14 protein-coding genes are annotated in these 17,113 nt (G+C 70.9%); 7 read left to right on the top strand and 7 right to left on the bottom strand.

The genetic code is table 11. From position 1 onward, the window contains the following. Nucleotides 1–5 precede the first annotated feature (5 nt). Together CSIV_RS14710 and CSIV_RS14705 are read right to left on the bottom strand one after the other, a co-directional pair. Nucleotides 6–1,013 carry a FecCD family ABC transporter permease gene (locus tag CSIV_RS14710; RefSeq protein ID WP_077052102.1) on the bottom strand — a complete coding sequence of 336 codons (1,008 nt, stop codon included), beginning with the start codon at nucleotides 1,011–1,013 and terminating at the stop codon, nucleotides 6–8. Further along, nucleotides 1,010–2,059 carry a FecCD family ABC transporter permease gene (locus tag CSIV_RS14705; protein WP_083735154.1) on the bottom strand — a complete coding sequence of 350 codons (1,050 nt, stop codon included), beginning with the start codon at nucleotides 2,057–2,059 and terminating at the stop codon, nucleotides 1,010–1,012. The genes CSIV_RS14710 and CSIV_RS14705 overlap by 4 nt, the downstream gene beginning before the upstream one ends. Nucleotides 2,060–2,082: 23 nt before the next feature. On the opposite strand from CSIV_RS14705, the gene CSIV_RS14700 reads away from it, so the two are divergent. After that, nucleotides 2,083–3,132: an ABC transporter substrate-binding protein gene (locus CSIV_RS14700; RefSeq protein ID WP_077052101.1), complete on the top strand. Its 1,050-nt coding sequence runs from the start codon at nucleotides 2,083–2,085 to the stop codon at nucleotides 3,130–3,132. Between the two features lie 93 nt (nucleotides 3,133–3,225). Here the strand turns inward: CSIV_RS14700 and CSIV_RS14695 are convergent, their stop codons facing one another. After that, the gene (locus CSIV_RS14695) at nucleotides 3,226–3,894 is read right to left on the bottom strand and encodes a fasciclin domain-containing protein (RefSeq protein ID WP_077052100.1); all 669 of its coding nucleotides are present in this window, start codon (nucleotides 3,892–3,894) and stop codon (nucleotides 3,226–3,228) included. Between the two features lie 323 nt (nucleotides 3,895–4,217). On the opposite strand from CSIV_RS14695, the gene sigK reads away from it, so the two are divergent. The 4 genes from sigK to CSIV_RS14675 all read left to right on the top strand — a co-directional run bounded on the left by sigK (nucleotide 4,218) and on the right by CSIV_RS14675 (nucleotide 7,470). Continuing rightward, nucleotides 4,218–4,820 (top strand): ECF RNA polymerase sigma factor SigK, encoded by a 603-nt coding sequence (sigK, locus tag CSIV_RS14690; protein ID WP_175627645.1) that lies wholly within the window; start codon nucleotides 4,218–4,220, stop codon nucleotides 4,818–4,820. Beyond that, a complete protein-coding gene (locus CSIV_RS14685; RefSeq protein WP_077052099.1) occupies nucleotides 4,817–5,623 on the top strand; it encodes an anti-sigma factor in 807 nt (268 codons plus the stop codon). The genes sigK and CSIV_RS14685 overlap by 4 nt, the downstream gene beginning before the upstream one ends. Nucleotides 5,624–5,675: 52 nt before the next feature. Then, nucleotides 5,676–6,314 (top strand): DNA-directed RNA polymerase subunit beta, encoded by a 639-nt coding sequence (locus CSIV_RS14680; RefSeq protein WP_077052098.1) that lies wholly within the window; start codon nucleotides 5,676–5,678, stop codon nucleotides 6,312–6,314. Nucleotides 6,315–6,585: 271 nt separating this feature from the next. Continuing rightward, nucleotides 6,586–7,470, top strand: a complete 885-nt coding sequence (locus tag CSIV_RS14675; protein WP_077052097.1) for an aminodeoxychorismate lyase — start codon at nucleotides 6,586–6,588, stop codon at nucleotides 7,468–7,470. A 58-nt stretch (nucleotides 7,471–7,528) separates the two neighbouring features. Here the strand turns inward: CSIV_RS14675 and pstB are convergent, their stop codons facing one another. The 4 genes from pstB to CSIV_RS14655 all read right to left on the bottom strand — a co-directional run bounded on the left by pstB (nucleotide 7,529) and on the right by CSIV_RS14655 (nucleotide 11,710). Continuing rightward, nucleotides 7,529–8,308 carry a phosphate ABC transporter ATP-binding protein PstB gene (gene pstB, locus CSIV_RS14670; protein ID WP_077052096.1) on the bottom strand — a complete coding sequence of 260 codons (780 nt, stop codon included), beginning with the start codon at nucleotides 8,306–8,308 and terminating at the stop codon, nucleotides 7,529–7,531. A 16-nt stretch (nucleotides 8,309–8,324) separates the two neighbouring features. After that, nucleotides 8,325–9,428, bottom strand: a complete 1,104-nt coding sequence (gene pstA, locus CSIV_RS14665) for a phosphate ABC transporter permease PstA (protein ID WP_077052095.1) — start codon at nucleotides 9,426–9,428, stop codon at nucleotides 8,325–8,327. Then, nucleotides 9,425–10,426, bottom strand: a complete 1,002-nt coding sequence (pstC, locus tag CSIV_RS14660; RefSeq protein ID WP_077052094.1) for a phosphate ABC transporter permease subunit PstC — start codon at nucleotides 10,424–10,426, stop codon at nucleotides 9,425–9,427. Before pstC ends, pstA begins: the two co-directional genes overlap by 4 nt. 162 nt (nucleotides 10,427–10,588) lie before the next feature. Next, entirely contained in the window at nucleotides 10,589–11,710 is a 1,122-nt protein-coding gene (locus CSIV_RS14655; RefSeq protein WP_077052093.1) for a phosphate ABC transporter substrate-binding protein PstS, read from the bottom strand. A 158-nt stretch (nucleotides 11,711–11,868) separates the two neighbouring features. Between CSIV_RS14655 and CSIV_RS14650 the strand changes: the two genes are divergently transcribed. Together CSIV_RS14650 and CSIV_RS14645 are read left to right on the top strand one after the other, a co-directional pair. Further along, a complete protein-coding gene (locus CSIV_RS14650) occupies nucleotides 11,869–15,807 on the top strand; it encodes a Pls/PosA family non-ribosomal peptide synthetase (protein WP_083735225.1) in 3,939 nt (1,312 codons plus the stop codon). After that, nucleotides 15,804–17,102 (top strand): M1 family metallopeptidase, encoded by a 1,299-nt coding sequence (locus tag CSIV_RS14645; RefSeq protein WP_077052092.1) that lies wholly within the window; start codon nucleotides 15,804–15,806, stop codon nucleotides 17,100–17,102. The genes CSIV_RS14650 and CSIV_RS14645 overlap by 4 nt, the downstream gene beginning before the upstream one ends. Nucleotides 17,103–17,113: the final 11 nt, after the last annotated feature.

Genomic DNA, 17,113 nt, shown 5'->3' with positions numbered 1-17,113 from the left:
CCCCCTCACCGCCGCCCGCGCGCCACGACCCAGAACAGGTACGCCCCGCCCACCACGCCGGTGAGCAGCCCCACCGGGATCTGCAACGGTGCGAGCGCGCGCTGCGCGATCACGTCGGCGACGAGCAGCACGGTCGCTCCGGTCACGGCCGATGCGAGAAGCGGAATGCCGCTCGACCCGGTCACCCGACGCGCGAGCTGCGGGGCGGCGAGGGCGACGAACCCGATGGGGCCGGCGACGGCGGTCGCGGCACCGGTGAGCAGCGCGGCGATCACGATGAGGAACAGGCGGACGCGCCCGAGCCGCACGCCCAGCGCCCGCGCGGTGTCGTCGCCGAGCTCGATCGCGCGGAAATCGCGGTGCACCACCGCGATGCCGACGGCGAGTACGCCGACCGAGACGGCGAGCGTGACGACATCGGCCCCCGACGTGGCGGTGAGACTTCCGTAGAGCCACTGGCTCGCGTTGCGGGCGATCTCGAGCGGCGCGCGGGTGAGGAGGTAGTCGTTCACCGCGGACAGGAGGATCGCGAGGGCGATGCCCGCCAGGATCGTGCGTTCCTTCGACACCCCCGCGCTCCGCGCGATCAGCATCACGACCGCGACGGTCAGCAGTCCGCCGATCCACGCGCCGGGCGCGGGCGAGGCGGTCGGCGCGATGAGGGTCAGTCCGATGAGCGCGCCCGTGGCCGACCCGGCGCTGAATCCCACGATGTCGGGGCTCGCGAGCGGGTTCCTCGCGAGCGTCTGGAACACCGCCCCCGCCAGCCCCAGCGCCGCGCCGATCAGCAGCGCGGCCGCGATGCGCGGCATCCGCATGCCCAGGACGACCAGCGTCGTGCGCGCATCGCCGTTTCCCTGGAGGGCGGATGTCACCTCGGCCGGCGACGCCTGGAACGAGCCGGTCAGCACGCCGACGACCGCCGCGGCCACACCCACAACGAGCGTCAGCGCGACCGCGACCCCGTAGCGGACGCGACGGCGGGACCGTCCGCGGTGCACGGCGGAGGTCACGACGTCTTCTTCCGCAGCACGAGCCACAGCAGGAGGGGCGCGCCGAGGAACGCGGCGACGATCCCGGCCTCGACCTCGGCGGGGATCGCGATGACGCGTCCGATCACGTCGCTCGCGAGGGTGAGCGTCGCGCCGGCCAGGGCGGCGAGGGGGAGCTGGGCCCGCAGGTCGGCCGGCCCCACCCGGCGCACGACGTGCGCGACGAGCAGGCCGATGAAGGCGAGCGGGCCGGCGGCCGAGGTCGCGACGGCGCACAGCAGCGTGATCGCGGCACCGGATGCCACCAGCACCAGCGCGGGCGAGACACCCAGTGAACGTGCCACGTCGGCGCCCAGACGCAGCTGGTCGAGACCGCGCGCGACGGCGACCGCCAGCACGAGGCCGACGACCGCGAGGGGGAGGAGCTGCAGCGCGACGCCGGGATCGCGGCGCTCGAACGACCCCACGGCCCAGAAGCGGAACGAGTCGAACGTGTCGTCGTCGGCGAGCGTGATGATGCGCACGACGGCGCTGAGACACGCGCTCAGCGCGATCCCGGCCAAGACCAGCCCCACCGTGCCGGAGCGCCCGCTCGGGCGTGCCGCGAGGTACACCGCCGTGGCCGCGGCGGCCGCGCCGACGAAGGCGAACCACACGTACCCGCTCGCGGTGCCGACGCCGAAGAAGGCGATCGCCACGACGACGCCGACGGCGGCGCCCGCGTTCACCCCGAGGAGGCCCGGATCGGCCAGCGGGTTCCGCGTCGCCGCCTGGATCAGCACACCGGCGACGCCGAGCGCGGAGCCGACGAGCAGCGCCGTGAGGGTGCGGGGGAGTCGGAGGTCATGCACGATGACGCCCGTGGCATCCCGTCGCTCCGAGAAGAGGGCGGCGATGACGTCGGGGAACGCGAGCGGGCGGGAGCCGACGGCCAGGCTGGCGATCACCATCACCGCGAGCAGCACCAGGATCGCCAGCGTCGCGACCACCGTGCGCACGTGTCGCCGCTGCCGCCGGGCAGCGACGAGCGTCGCCGCGGGAGGAGCTCCCACGTCATTCAGCGGCATGTAGCTAAGGCTAACCTAACTGCATGGCATCCCTTCGTTTCCCGTCTCCCCGCTCACGTTCCCGAGGTCGGCTGGCCTCGGCCGCCGCAACCGTCGGCGTGCTCATCGCGCTCGCCGGCTGCGCCTCCGCCGCTCCCGCCCCCACCCTCCCCGACGCGGAGGCCGGGTCCACCGGCGAGTGGGTCGTGGCGCGCGACCTCGAGCCGGGCATGGGGTCGAGCGAGGCCGACGGTGTCTTCCCCCGCACGGTGACGCACTTCGCAGGAACGACCGAGATCCCCGCCGCCCCCACGCGGATCGCCGTCGTCTCGACCGGGCAACTGGATGCCGTCCTCACCCTCGGCGAGGTCCCCGTGGCCGCGACGCGTGCGGAGAACAGTGGACTGGTGCCGCAGTACCTGCGCGATGCCTTCGCCGCCGATGCGGCGCAGCTCGACGCGATGGCCGACATCGGGGAGCGGACCGAACCCGACCTCGAGGCGATCGCCCAGGCCGCCCCCGACCTCATCCTCGTCAACTCCACGCGGGGTACCGAGATCTTCGATGCTCTGTCGGCCATCGCGCCGACGGTGGTCACGAAGGGCAACGGTGTGAACTGGAAGAGTGACTTCCTCCTCATCGCCGACGCACTCGGCCAGGAGGGCGACGCTCGCGCCGATCTCGACGCCCTGCAGTCCGACAGCGCCGCCTTCGCTCAGACGCTTCCGGCGGAGGCGCCGACGGTGTCGTTCCTCCAGTCCACCGGCGACCGCACGCGCATCATGGGCGTCCCGTCCTTCGCGGGCGGTCTCGCGGAGGACCTCGGCCTCGCTCGACCGGAATCCCAGCGGTTCGACGAAACCTCGCGGGACGTCAGTGCCGAGCAGCTCGACCTCGCCGACGCCGACCACGTCTTCTATGCGGGAACCGGTCAGGGGGTGGCGTTCATCGAGTCCGCCCCGCTGTGGTCGACGCTGAGCGCGGTCGCCGACGGCCGCACGACGACGGTCGACTTCGACCCGTGGTTCATGAACGCCGGTCCCACCGCAGCCCGGCTCGTCCAGGACGAGATCGTGCGCGTGATCGGCGGCTGAACGCGAAAAAGAGCGAGCGCCGGACCCCCTCGCCTGGGGTCCGGCGCTCGCCGTCAGGTCCGATCAGTCAGTGATCGGTCCGGACATGTGAGATCACATGGCCGGGGGCATCAGCACCGAGTCGATGAGGTACACGGTGGCGTTGGCCGTCTGCACGCCACCGCAGATGACGTTGGCGTCGTTGACCTTGATCGAGTCGCCCGAGCCCGAGACGGTGACGTCCTGGCCCTCGACCGTGGTGTGCGTGCCATCGATCGCGTCCGGAGCGATCTGGCCGGGGACCACGTGGTACGTGAGGATCTTGGTCAGGAGGTCGGAGTCGGTCTTCAGGGTGTCGATGGTCGCGGAGTCGATCTTCGCGAACGCGTCGTCGACCGGAGCGAAGACCGTGAACTCGCCACCGTTAAGGGTGTCGACCAGGTTCACGTTGGGGTTGAGCTGGCCGCTGACCGAAGCGGTGAGGGTCTTCAGGAGCGGGTTGTTCGAGGCGGCGACGGCGACCGGGTCAGCGGCCATGCCCTCGACCGAACCGGCGCCCGACGGAACGGCGGCGGCGTAGTCGGCGCAACCGGGGCCCACGAGGTTGGCGGCCGGGTCCATCATGCTCGACGACGCCGAGGGCGACGCGGCCATGGAAGGAGCGGTGGACTCCTCGGTGGTTCCGCCGGCGGTGGTGGAGCCACCCGAACATGCGGTGAGAGCGAAGGCCGAACCCAGGACGAGGGCGAGACCGGCGACGACAGGCTTCTTGTTCTTCAGCATGACATTCCTCCGAAATCGTTCGGACCGCGGCTGCGACCCGTTTAGGACACCCCGGTGCGGGGGGCGGTTCGCCGTGTTGCGGCGTACACAGGGTCTTCGGGACCCCCTCCCGATCGGATTGCGGATTGTTGCGAGCCGGGGTTGAATCGGCGCGCGAAACGGCAATAAAGCCCAGATCAAGCGCCTATAAATATTCTCCAGAATATTTTCTAGGATGCCGCCTGCCGGTCGTGGGAGCCCCGGTGGGGTAGGGAAGGGTCACGGTTGCGTACCTCATGCGCGCCACGCGCGCGCGAGGAAGGGAAGTCCTCGGCGCGTGCGGCATGCTGGAGTGCATGGTGATCGACGGTTTCTCTCTCCCCGAGGATGGGGCGGACCACGTCGACCACGTCGGAGAATTGCTGCAGAAGGTCGCCACGGGCGACCGCACCGCGTTCGCCGAGCTGTACGACACCCTGTCGGCTCGCGCGTTCGGTCTCATCCTGCGGGTGCTCGTCGACCGGTCGCAGAGCGAGGAAGTGCTCCAGGAGGTGTTTCTGGAAATCTGGCAATCCGCCGCGCGCTTCACTCCGAACAAAGGTCAAGGACGTTCGTGGGTTCTCACGATCGCTCATCGACGGGCTGTCGACCGCGTGCGGTCGTCGCAGTCGAGTGTCGATCGGGATGTGCGCGCGGGCTTCCGGGATCTGGACGTCGCGTACGACGATGTCTCTGAGAAAGTAGAACTCAAGATCGAAGGGCGGCGCGTCGTCGATGCACTCGCGACGCTTCCCGAAGCCCAGAGAGAAGCGCTCACGCTGGCCTATTTCGGTGGGTACAGCCAAAGTGAGATCGCTACCCTCGTCGGGGCGCCGCTCGGCACGGTCAAGACCAGGATGCGCGACGGACTGTCGCGCTTGAGAATCGAGATGGGGGTGGACAAGTGAACGAGAGGGATTTCGCCGACCTCGCTGCCGGTCACGCGCTGAACGCGCTCTCCGATGCAGATGAACGCGCGTACCAGGAGGCTCTCGCGGGCAACCCGCACTGGTCCTCCCACGTTCGGGATGCCGCCGACGCGGTCGCCGCGATCGCCGACACCGTCGCGCCGGTCGAACCGCCGGCATCCGTCCGCGCCTCACTGCTGGCGCGGATCACCGACCTCCCGCAGGTCGGCGCGTCCGAGCCGGAGCGCAACTCAGCGGACCTCGAGGACTACGCCGCCGCGGGTCCCGCCCCGGTCGAGCCGGAGCTCGAAGCCGTGGCCGTCGGATCCTCGGGCGGATCCGGCTGGGGGCTGCGTCGCTGGTTCACGCTCGCCGCGTCGATCGTCGCCGTCCTCGTGCTCGGCTTCGGAGCAGTCACGATCGGTCAGCAGCTCACTCGACCGGCACCGCTGGTGGCGCTCGAGCAGGTCACCACGGCCCCCGACGCGCAGTCCGCGACGGCGACGATGCCCGACGGTGCCGTCGTGACGGCGCACTGGTCGGCATCTACCGGGCAGAGCGTCCTCGTGACCGACAAGATGTCGGCTCTGCCGAGCGACAAGACGTACGAACTGTGGTTCGTGCGAGACGACACGGCCATCGCCGCCGGGATCTTCTCGACGGATGCCGACGGCAAGGCGACCGCGGTCCTGCAGGGCGAGTTCCACTCGGGCGATGTCATCGCCGTCACCGTGGAACCTGCCGGCGGATCGCCCGACGGAACGCCGAGTTCGGCACCCGTCGTCGCGGTGGCCACGGCCTGAACGGACGATCGCTCCGGCCCGGGGCTCGGCGCTCACGCTCTAGCCTGGAACGATGAGCGATTCCCCTCGCGAATTCCACAAACCCGTCCGGCGCCCGGCTGAGCTGTTCGATCGGCTGTTCGCGGCCGACGACCCGGCCGAGGTCTCTCGCGTCGCGCACAGCACCGCCCAGGCCCTGCTGTCGCGCGTGCGCGCCGACCCGACGGTCGATGTCGTCGAGCGTCTTGTGGCGTTCACCGACGACCACGGCATCGACGACATCGCCGAGCTGTGGTCGCGCTCGCCCGCCCGGTCACTCCCCGGGGCGTTGTGGCGGCTGTACCTGCTGCAGCTCATGATCCACGACGACGCCGCCACCGCCGCGCTGCTCTTCGAGCGTGGCCGCGTGGAGATGGCGACGGTCGACCCGGTCGTCGTCGGCGCGCCCGCCCCCGCCGGGCCCGAGGAGCTGGTACAGCTCATCGACACGATCCTGCGCGGGCTCTTCGAGGGCGACTTCGCCGTCGCTCTCGAGCGGGCAGCGGCGTTCTGCCGCGTGCAGGCGGCGGGCGCCACCCACCTCGCCGACGACTACGAGAACACCGAGTCCGAGCGCGCGACGGCGCTGACCACGCGGGCGTTGCGTCTGTCGACGTACGCCGACGATCTCGCGGCCGCCGCCGCTCTGTGGCGCCGTGACGCGCTGACCTGACCCGCCGCCGAGTGTCCGGGACACGCCGCCGCGGGGGAGACCTCTCCGGCATGTCCTGGACACTCGGCGATCTCGGGCGACGCCCGGGAAAAGAAAGTGCCGGGCCGCAGAACGCCTCTCGGCGCAAGGCCGCTCATAGCGGCAGAAGATGGAGCCCGGGGTTACTGCGGCCCGGCTATGGAAGTGTAACAAGAGCGCGCCCGGAGCATTCCCTCCGCCGAGGCGGTTGACGCGACCCGGGCGTGTCGATACGAGGGCATAGGGTCGATCCATGGCTTGGCGTTTCGCTCTCGTGATCGACCCCGTGGCATCCGACATCCGGCGAGACGACTTCTCCGACACGCTCGCGGTGATCGATCCGGACGGCCCCGCGCTGCGCGTCGGCGACCTCAGCGCGCAGCGCGGCGACGGGGTCTTCGAGTCCCTCGGTGTGGTCGACGGCCACCCGCAGGAAGTCGGTCCCCACCTCGCGCGACTGGCGCACTCGGCGGGGCTCTGCGACCTTCCGGAGCCGAACCTCGACCAGTGGCGCGCCGCCATCGACCGGGCGGCCGCCGAGGCGCCCGCGGGCGAGAGCGTGATCAAGCTGATCCTCAGCCGGGGCGTCGAGCACGGCCCCGCACCCACCGCGTGGCTCACCCTCGCCGACGCGCCCGACAACGCGCGCTCGCGCACGGAGGGCGTGCGGATCGCGACGCTCGACCGCGGCTATGCGCTCGACGTCCCCGCCCGGGCGCCGTGGCTGCTCCTGGGCGCCAAGACGCTGTCGTACGCGGTGAACATGGCCGCCATCCGCGAGGCGAAAAGGCGCGGAGCGGATGACGCGGTGTTCGTCACCAGCGACGGGTTCGTGCTGGAGGCGCCCACGGCATCCATCGTCCTCCGCTTCGGCGACCGGTTCGTCACCCCCGCACCGAACGCCGGCATCCTGCACGGAACGACGCAGCTGAGCCTCTTCGCCCACCTCGAGCAGCGCGGCTTCGAGACCGCGTACGAGACGGTGCCGGTGTTGGATCTCGGGCGAGCGGATGCCGCGTGGCTGCTGTCCAGCGTCCGGCTCGCCGCGCCGATCTCCGCGGTCGACGGTGAAGCGAGAGCCGTCGACCACGCCGTCACCGACGAGCTCAACGCCTACCTGCTCTCGCCGCGCGACTGAGCGCGGAAAACGACGATGGCCCCGCCGGAGCGGGGCCATCGCGCGGGGGAGCGGGTGCTTACCCGAAGCGTCCCGACACGTAGTCCTCGGTCGCCTGGACCGTGGGGGCGGTGAAGATCGCCGAGGTGTCGTTGTACTCGATGAGCTTGCCCGGCTTACCGGTGCCGGCGATGTTGAAGAACGCCGTCTTGTCGCTCACCCGGGACGCCTGCTGCATGTTGTGCGTCACGATGACGATCGTGTACTGGTTCTTCAGCTCGGAGATGAGCTCCTCGATCGCGAAGGTCGAGATCGGGTCGAGCGCGGAGCACGGCTCGTCCATCAGCAGGACGTCGGGCGAGACGGCGATCGCGCGGGCGATGCACAGACGCTGCTGCTGACCGCCGGAGAGGCCGCCGCCCGGCTTGTCGAGACGGTCCTTGACCTCGTTCCACAGGTTCGCGCCCTGCAGCGACTTCTCGACGAGCGCGTCGCCGTCGCTCTTGGAGAGGCGCTTGTTGTTGAGCTTCGCGCCGGCCAGGACGTTCTCGCGGATCGACATCGTCGGGAACGGGTTGGGGCGCTGGAACACCATGCCGACGTGACGACGCACAAGCACGGGGTCGACGCCGGGACCGTAGAGGTCGTCGCCGTCCACCAGCACGCGGCCCTTGACGTGACCCCCGGGGATGACCTCGTGCATGCGGTTCAGCGTGCGGAGGAAGGTGGACTTGCCGCAGCCGGACGGGCCGATGAAGGCCGTGACGGTACGGGGCTGGATGTCGATGGAGACGCCTTCGACCGCGAGGAAGTCGCTGTAGTAGACGTTGAGGTCTTCGACCTCGATGCGCTTGGACACGGATACCTTCCTGGGGTCAACGCGACTTCGGTGCGAACACCGAAGCCACGATGCGGGCGATCAGGTTGAAGATGACGACGAGGACGACGAGCAGGAACGCCGCTCCCCAGGCCTGGGCCTGGGAGGCGTCGATGTCCTGCCCCGGGAAGCTGTACGCGGTGTACGCCATGACGGGGAGGGTCTGCATCGGACCGTCGAACGGGTTGGAGTTGAAGTTGTCGGTGAAGCTGGCGGCGATGAAGATCGGCGCGGTCTCGCCGACGACGCGGGCCACGGCCAGCACGACACCGGTGATGATGCCGCTCGCCGCAGTCCGGAGGACCACCTTGATGATCGTCGCCGAGCGCGGCACGCCCAGGGCGAGCGAGGCTTCGCGGAGGTCGGCGGGGACCAGGCGCAGCATCTCCTCGGTGGAGCGGATGACGATCGGGATCATCAGCACGCACAGGGCGATGGATGCCGAGAACCCGGAGAAGGCCTTCGGTCCGACGATCAGCGCGAAGAACGAGAACGCGAACAGACCGGCGACGATCGAGGGGATGCCGGTCATGACGTCGACGAGGAACGTGATGGTGCGGCGCAGCGGGTTGGTCGGCAGGGCGTACTCGACGAGGTAGACGGCCGCGAGCACACCGATCGGCACCGAGATCAGTGCCGCGATGCCGGTGATGATCAGCGTTCCGACGATCGCCTGGAGGGCGCCGGGAGTTGCCACGACCGCGAGCGTGTCGGGGTCGAAGGCGCTGCCGCCGGTCTGTGTGATGAAGTTCCAGTTCACGACCGCGAGGCCCTTGGACACCACGGTCCACAGCGTCGAGATGAGCGGCGCCACGGCGAGGAGGAAGGCGGCCGTGACGAGGCCGCGGACGACGCGGTCGACGGCCTTCCGGCGGCTCTCGACGATCGAGGAGCCGATGGCGATCGCGATCAGGTACAGCAGCGCGGTGAGGATCAGCCAGCTCGGCAGGTGGAAGCCGCCGATGAGGAACTGCACGCCGGCGACCAGCACCGCGACGCCGACGAGCATCGCCGGCTCGACGTAGCGGGGGAGCTGTCCGCTGGTGAGCGAGAGGGGCGTCGACGCCGGCGAGGCGGCGGACGGGGCCTTGGTGGTGGTCACGAGCGCTTCCCCTTCTTGCGACCCTTCGCCCCCGGGCCGGTCGCGCTGATGATGTAGCGGGCCAGGATGTTCACCGCGAGCGACACGACGAACAGCATCAGACCGGTGCCGATGAGCGCCGAGCGCTGCAGGTCGGTCGCGATCGGGAAGTTCAGCGCGATGTTGGCGGCGATCGTCTGCGAGTTGTACCCGTCGGTGAGGATCAGCACCGAGTAGATCAGGCTGGGCGAGATGATGAGCGCGATGGCCATCGTCTCGCCGAGGGCGCGGCCGAGGCCGAGGAGCGTGGCCGAGACCATGCCGCTGCGCGCGTAGGGGAAGACCGACAGGCGGATCATCTCCCAGCGGGTGGCGCCGAGGGCCAGGGCCGCCTCCTCGTGGAGGCGCGGGGTCTGCAGGAAGATCTCGCGCGTGATCGAGGTGACGATCGGGAGGATCATCACCGCGAGCACCACGGAACCGGTGAGGAGCGTCGACCCGGTGCTCGACGGCGAGCCGGCGAACAGCGGGATCCACCCGAAGTAGGTGTTCAGGAACTCGCCCAGCGGGATGAGCAGCGGGCGCATCACGATGATGCCCCACAGGCCGAAGACGATCGAGGGGACGGCAGCGAGCAGGTCGACGATGTAGCCGAGCGCTCCGGCGATCCGCCGCGGGGCGTAGTGCGAGATGAACAGCGCGATGCCGATCGCCACCGGGGTGCCGAGCACCATGGCGATGAGCGCCGCCCAGATGCTTCCCCACAGCAGCGGGCCGACGTACTCCCAGAAGTTCGTCCAGGAGCCGTTCTGGTAGCCGGCGAGGTCGCCCTGCGACCAGTCTCCGGTGATCGCGGGAAGGCCCTTGATGATCAGGAAGATCGCGACACCCGCGAGGATGATCATGATCGAGATCGAGGCCGTCATCGACAGGCCGAGGAAGACGGTGTCTCCCGCGCGGCGCTTGCCGACGATCGTGGAACGGTCCCCGGCCGGGGGAGCAGAGACGGTGTCAGCCACGGCTGACCTCGTTCTCGGCAATGGTCATGGTGTGCTCCTCGGGTCGGGATTCTCTCTGAGGATGATCGGGCTCAGCGGAAGCGTCGACGCGCACGTCGACGCTTCTGATCAGCCCGAACCGGCCCGCACCGAGGTGCGGACCGGTTCGGATCCGAGAGATGTTTACTTGATCGCCTCGAGCGTCTTCGCGGCGTCCGCGAGGACCGACTCGGGGAGCGGTGCCGAACCGGCGTTCTTCGCGGCGACCTGCTGGCCGAGCGAGCTGGTGATGAAGCCGAGGTACGACTTCACGAGTTCGGCCTGCTTGGTGTCCTTGAACTCGGTGCAGGTGATGGCGTACGAGACCAGCGGGATCGGGTAGGTCTCGGCGGTCAGCTTGGTGTAGTCGAACTTCTTCGACAGGTCACCGGCCACGCCGTTGTCGGCGTCGACGGCCGCGGCCTCGAAGGTCGCCGTGACGGCCTCGGGGCTGAAGGGGATCGCGGTGCCGTCGACGACGATCGCAACCGACTTCAGGTCGCCCACGGCCGAGTGGTCGGCGTAGCCGATGGTGCCGGAGCCCGCCTTGACGGCCTCGACGACACCCGAGCCACCCTTCTGCTTCGACACGTTGCCCTCGATCGGCCAGTCCTTGCCCGCGGGCGAGGTCCAGACCGACGACTGCGTCGCGGCGAGGTAGTTGGTGAAGTTCTGGGTCGTGCCCGAGCCGTCCGAACGCGCGACGGTCGTGATGGGACCGGCGGCGAGGGCCGTGCCGTTGTCGGCGGTGATGGCCGGGTCGGACCAGTCGGTGATCTGCAGCGCGAAGATCTTCGCGATGGTCTCGCCGCTGAGCTTGAGCTCGGTCACGCCGGGGATGTTGAAGATGATCGCGACACCGTCGAGGTAGATCGGGATGTTCACGCCACCGTCGGTGCAGAGGGCCTGCGACTGCGTGGTCTGGTCGGCGTTGAGGGGCGAGTCGGAGCCCGCGAAGTCGTACGCGCCGCTGAGGAAGTTGGTGACACCGCCACCGGAGCCCTGCGACTTGTCGTAGTTGATCGTCACACCCTTGGCGGTGGCGTTGTAGGCGCTGGTCCACGCGGCCTGGGCGTTGGCCTGGGCGCTGGATCCACCGGCGGTGATGGTGCCGGCGAGGTTGGGGTCGATCGTGAACGCCACGTCGGAGGAGGTGGCGGAGGGGGAGGACTCCGTGGTGCCGCCGGTGCTGGAGGAGCAACCGGCGAGGGCGAGAGAGGCCACGGCGGCCACGGTGCCCAGCTGGGCGAGTCGGGAGAGCTTCACTATGTGAATCCTTCGCATGTCGGGGACACGAACCCGGTGCAGGGTTCTCCCGCACGCTAAACACCGACTCTTACCAAAGTGCGTTGCACGGGTGAACGGAAGGTGAACCGGTGCGGCCGTTCCGGGGTGTTTTCCTGGCGTGTGTACGCTTCATCCCCGTGACGACCCCCGCGTTTCCCGGCCAAGAGCTGCTCGACCGTACGAGTGCCGCCGCATCGCCGCGCACGCTGATCGACATCCTGGCAGAGGTGGCCGCACGGCATCCAGAGGCCTCCGCCATCGACGACGGCTCGGGTGCCCTCAGCTACCGCGAGCTGCTCGCGCGCGTCTGGCGTACCGCGGCGTCGCTGCACGAGGCCGGTGTGCGCCGGGGCGACCGGGTAGGCGTCCGGATGCCGTCGGGCTCGAAGGAGCTGTACGTCTCGATCCTCGCCGTGATGGCGGCGGGCGCCGCCTACGTGCCGGTGGATGCCGACGACCCCGACGAGCGCGCCCGTCTCGTGTTCGGCGAGGCCGGGGTGAGAGGCATCATCGCCGCCGACGGCGAATTCGTCGCAGCCGGCGACGCGCTCGTGCGTCTGTATGACGGGGATGCACCGCACCCCAGCACCAACGCCGTCCCGATCGTCGCGCCGCCGACGGTCGACGACGACGCGTGGATCATCTTCACGTCGGGCTCGACCGGGGTGCCCAAGGGCGTGGCCGTCACGCATCGTTCGGCCGCGGCGTTCGTCGAGGCCGAGGCGCGCCTGTTCCTGCAGGGCGACCCCCTCGGCCCGGGCGACCGCGTGCTCGCCGGTCTCTCGGTCGCCTTCGACGCGTCCTGCGAGGAGATGTGGCTGGCGTGGGGGCACGGCGCCTGCCTCGTCCCCGCGCCGCGCTCGCTCGTGCGCTCGGGCGAGGACCTCGCACCCTGGCTGCTGCGTCAGGGCATCTCCGTCGTCTCCACCGTGCCCACCCTCGCGGCGATGTGGCCGGCGGACTCGATCGAGAACGTGCGTCTGCTGATCTTTGGCGGCGAAGCCTGCCCGCCCGAGCTCTCGGCCCGCCTCGTCGCCGAGGGCCGTGAGGTCTGGAACACGTACGGTCCCACCGAGGCCACGGTCGTCGCGTGCGCCGCGCCGCTCGACGGAACCCTGCCGGTGCGCATCGGCCTCCCGCTCGACGGGTGGGCGCTCGCCGTCGTCGACGCCGAGGGGCAGCCCGTCGCCGAGGGAGAGGTCGGCGAACTGATCATCGGGGGCGTGGGCCTCGCCCGCTACCTGGATCCGGCGAAGGATGCCGAGAAGTACGCGCCGATGCCGACCCTCGGGTGGGAGCGGGCCTACCGCTCGGGCGACCTCGTCCGCTTCGAGAGCGCGGGGCTCGTCTTCCAGGGGCGCGCCGACGACCAGGTGAAAGTCGGCGGGCGCCGTATCGAGCTGGGCGAGGTGGAATCGGCGCTGCAGGACCTGCCGCAGGTGCACGCGGCGACCGTCGCGGTGCGCACGACCGAGGCCGGGGTGCCGATCCTCGTCGGCTACCTCGTGATGGAGGAGGGCGCGGAGCTGGACCGCGCCGCCGCGCGTGCCGCGCTCGCCGAACGTCTCCCCGCCGCGACGATCCCGTTGCTCGGGGTCGTCGACGAGCTGCCCGTCCGCACGTCCGGAAAGGTCGACCGGGCGGCACTGCCGTGGCCGCTTCCGGGCGTCGACGCCCCCGCCCCAACCGACTTCTCGACCGACGAGATCTGGCTCGCCGAGCAGTGGCAGGCGGTGCTCGGCCTGCCCGTCACCGAGCGCAAAGCCGACTTCTTCGACCTCGGCGGCGGCTCGTTGGCGGCGGCGCAGCTGGTCTCGCGCATCCGCACGCGCGTGCCGGAGTTCTCGGTCGCCGACATCTACGACGTGCCCCGCCTCGGGGCGATGGCCAAGGCCCTCGGTCCCCAGCTAACGGACGACGCTCCGGCGGCGTTCCACCGGCCGACGCCGACGCCCCGGGCGACGCAGTGGGTGCAGACGCTCCTCGGCGCGCCGCTCTTCATCCTCTCGGGGGTGCGGTGGCTGCTGTACCTCCTCACCGCGTCGGCGATCCTCCAGCTCGTCCCGGGCTTCGAGGTGCTGCCGTCCGTGCCCTGGCCCGTGCTCCTGGTCGGGCTCGTCGTGTTCGCCACGCCGTTCGGCCGCATGGCGATCGCCGTCGCCTCGGCCCGGCTGCTCCTGGCCGGGGTCCGCCCCGGCGACTACCCCCGCGGCGGCGGCGTGCACGTGCGTCTGTGGCTGGCCGAGCAGATCGCCGCCCAGGTGGATGCCGTCGGGCTCGCCGGCGCACCGTGGGTGTCGTACTACGCCCGTGCCCTGGGGGCCCGGATCGGTCGCAACGTCGACCTCCACGCGCTGCCCCCGGTGACCGGCATGCTCGTGGTCGGCGACGGCGCCTCGATCGAACCCGAGGTCGACCTCACCGGCTACTGGATCGACGGAGACCTCGTGCGCATCGGCGAGGTGCGGATCGGGAGCGAGGCCACGGTCGGTGCGCGCTCCACCCTGGCCCCGGGCACCCGCATCGGGCGACGGGCGGAGATCGCGCCGGGATCCGCGGTGTTCGGGCGTGTGAAGGCCGACCAGTCCTGGGCCGGCTCTCCGGCCGTCCGCGTCGGGGGCACCGCGAAGGGCTGGCCCACCGAGCGGCCGCCCGCTCCCACGCGCTGGCTGTGGGCGTACGCGTCCTCCGCGCTGCTCCTCGCGCTTCTCCCGCTGCTGTCGTTCGCCGTCGGGGGACTCGTCGTCGCACAGGGCATGCGGGATGCCGAATCCCTCGCCGCCGCGGCAGGGGCCGCCTTCGCGTGGCTGGTGCCCGGTGTCGCCGTCACCGGCCTGGTGTTTGCGGCATCCGTCGTCCTGCTCGTCCGGCTGTTCTCGATCGGTCTCGTCGAGGGCACGTTCCCCGTGCGCAGCCGCGTCGCGTGGCAGGCGTGGACGATCGAGCGGCTGCTGGACTCGGCGCGCACGATCCTCTTCCCCCTCTACTCGAGCCTCTTCACCCCCGTCTGGCTGCGGATGCTGGGCGCCCGCGTGGGCCGGGACGTCGAGGCATCCACGGTCCTCCTGCTGCCGACGATGGCGCGCATCGAGGACGGCGCGTTCCTCGCCGACGACACGATGGTGGCGTCGTACGAACTCCGCGCCGGCTGGCTGCGCGTGGGGTCGGTGCGCATCGGCAAGCGGGCGTTCCTCGGCAACTCCGGCATGGCGGCGCCCGGTCACCGCGTGCCGCGCGACGGTCTCGTCGCCGTGCTGTCGGCGGCACCGCTGAAGGCCAAGCCCGGCTCGTCGTGGCTCGGCTCGCCCGCCGTGCGGCTGCGGCGTCTCTCGGCCACCGGTGACGAGTCCCGCACGTACAACCCCGGCCCGGGGCTGCGTCTGGCGCGCACGCTCTGGGAGCTGGGCCGTTTCGTCCCCGTGGTCGTGACCTGCGCGATCGGGCTCGGCGTGCTGTTCGCTCTCGCCGGGCTGTGGGAGACGACGGGGCCGGTGTGGACGCTGTTGCTCTCCGGGCTCGTGCTGCTGCTCGCCGGCGCGGTCGCCGCGGCGGTCTCCACCGCGGCGAAGTGGGCGATCGTCGGCGTCATCCGGGCGGGGGAGCAGCCGCTGTGGTCGAGCTTCGTCTGGCGCACCGAGGTGTCGGACACGTTCACCGAGATGGTCGCGGCGCCGTGGTTCGCGCGCGCCGCCGCCGGCACCCCGGCGCTCGCGATCTGGTTGCGGAGCCTGGGCGCCCGCATCGGACGCGGTGTGTGGTGCGAGAGCTACTGGCTGCCCGAGCCCGATCTGGTCACTCTCGGCGACGCATCGACCGTCAACCGCGGGTGCGTCGTCCAGACCCACCTTTTCCATGATCGAATCATGAGTATGGACACCGTCGAGCTCGAACCCGGTGCGACCCTCGGGCCGCACAGCGTGGTGCTGCCCGCATCGACGCTCGGGGCGCACGCGACCGTCGGCCCCGCCTCGCTCGTGATGCGGGGCGAGACCGTCCCGGTCGGCTCGCGCTGGAGCGGCAACCCCATCGGCCCTTGGCGCGCGGTGAAGGTGCGCGCGTACCAGTCGACCACGTGAGCGGCGTCGACCCGTACGCCCCGCAGAGCGGCGACGCCGGCTACGACGTGGCTTCGTACGACCTCACCCTCGACTACCGCGTCCGCACGAACCGCCTTCAGGGGACGGCTGTGATCGCGGCCGTGGCCGCCGAGGACCTGACGACCGTGGTCCTCGATCTCGTCGGGCTCCGCGCGGCGCGCATCCGCGTCGGTGGCGCGCCCGCGCGGTTCTCGGCCGCGGCGGGCAAGCTGCGGGTGGCGGCGCCCCGGCCCATCGCGGCGGGGGAGACCTTCGAGGTCGAGGTGGCCTACGCGGGTGCTCCCGGTCCCCGGCGCTCGCGCTGGGGGGCTGTCGGCTGGGAGGAGCTCACCGACGGGGCCCTCGTGGCAGGCCAGCCGATCGGCGCCCCCACCTGGTTCCCGTGCAACGATCGCCCCGATGACCGGGCTCGAATGACGATGCGGATCACCGTCGACGACGGTTACGCGGTCGCCGCCACCGGAGTGCCGGGCGCGGCGAGCCGCCGCGCGGGACGGGTGACGACGACGTTCACGTCCGATGTGCCGACCGCCACCTACCTCGCGGCCGTCCACGTGGGCCGCTACCGCACCGGCCTCCTCGCGGGGTCCGGTGTTGCCGGCGTCCCCGCGGTGACCGTCACGGCGCCGCCGGCGCTCACGGCCGCCGCGGACCGCGCCTTCGCTCCCGTGCCCGAGATGCTGCGGGTCTTCGACCGCCTGTTCGGGCCCTATCCGCAGGAGGCCTGCGCGCTCGTCGTCACGGCCGATGAGCTGGAGATCCCCCTCGAGGCGCAGGGACTCGCCGTGTTCGGCATGAACCACCTCGTGCCCGCGGCGCAGCGCCTCATCGCGCACGAGCTCGCTCACCAGTGGTTCGGCAACAGCGTCGGGATCGCCCGCTGGAGCGACATCTGGCTGAACGAGGGCTTCGCCTGTTACTCCGAGTGGCTGTGGTCCGAGGCATCCGGTGGCCGTTCGGCCGACGATTGCGCGCGCGGTCACTACGCGCGTCTGGCCGCGAAGCCGCAGGATCTGCTGCTGATCGACCCCGGTCCCGACGACATGTTCGACGACCGCGTGTACAAGCGCGGCGCGCTCGCCCTCCATGCCCTGCGCCGGAGTCTGGGCGACGACCGGTTCTTCGACCTCGTCCGCGCGTGGACGGCCGCCCACCGCCACGCCCTCGTCGGCACCGACGACTTCCGCGCCGCCGTGCTCGCGGCGGGGGGAGCGGAGGCCGTCGACCTGCTGTCGCGCTGGATCGATCGCGTCCAGCTGCCTCCGTTCCGCTGACGCCGCGACGC

The organism is Microbacterium sp. CSI-V, assembly GCF_001984105.1.
Classification (GTDB): domain Bacteria; phylum Actinomycetota; class Actinomycetes; order Actinomycetales; family Microbacteriaceae; genus Microbacterium.
The sequence above is the reverse complement of the archived record's forward strand: the minus strand, read 5'-3'. Positions and strand labels throughout refer to the sequence as shown.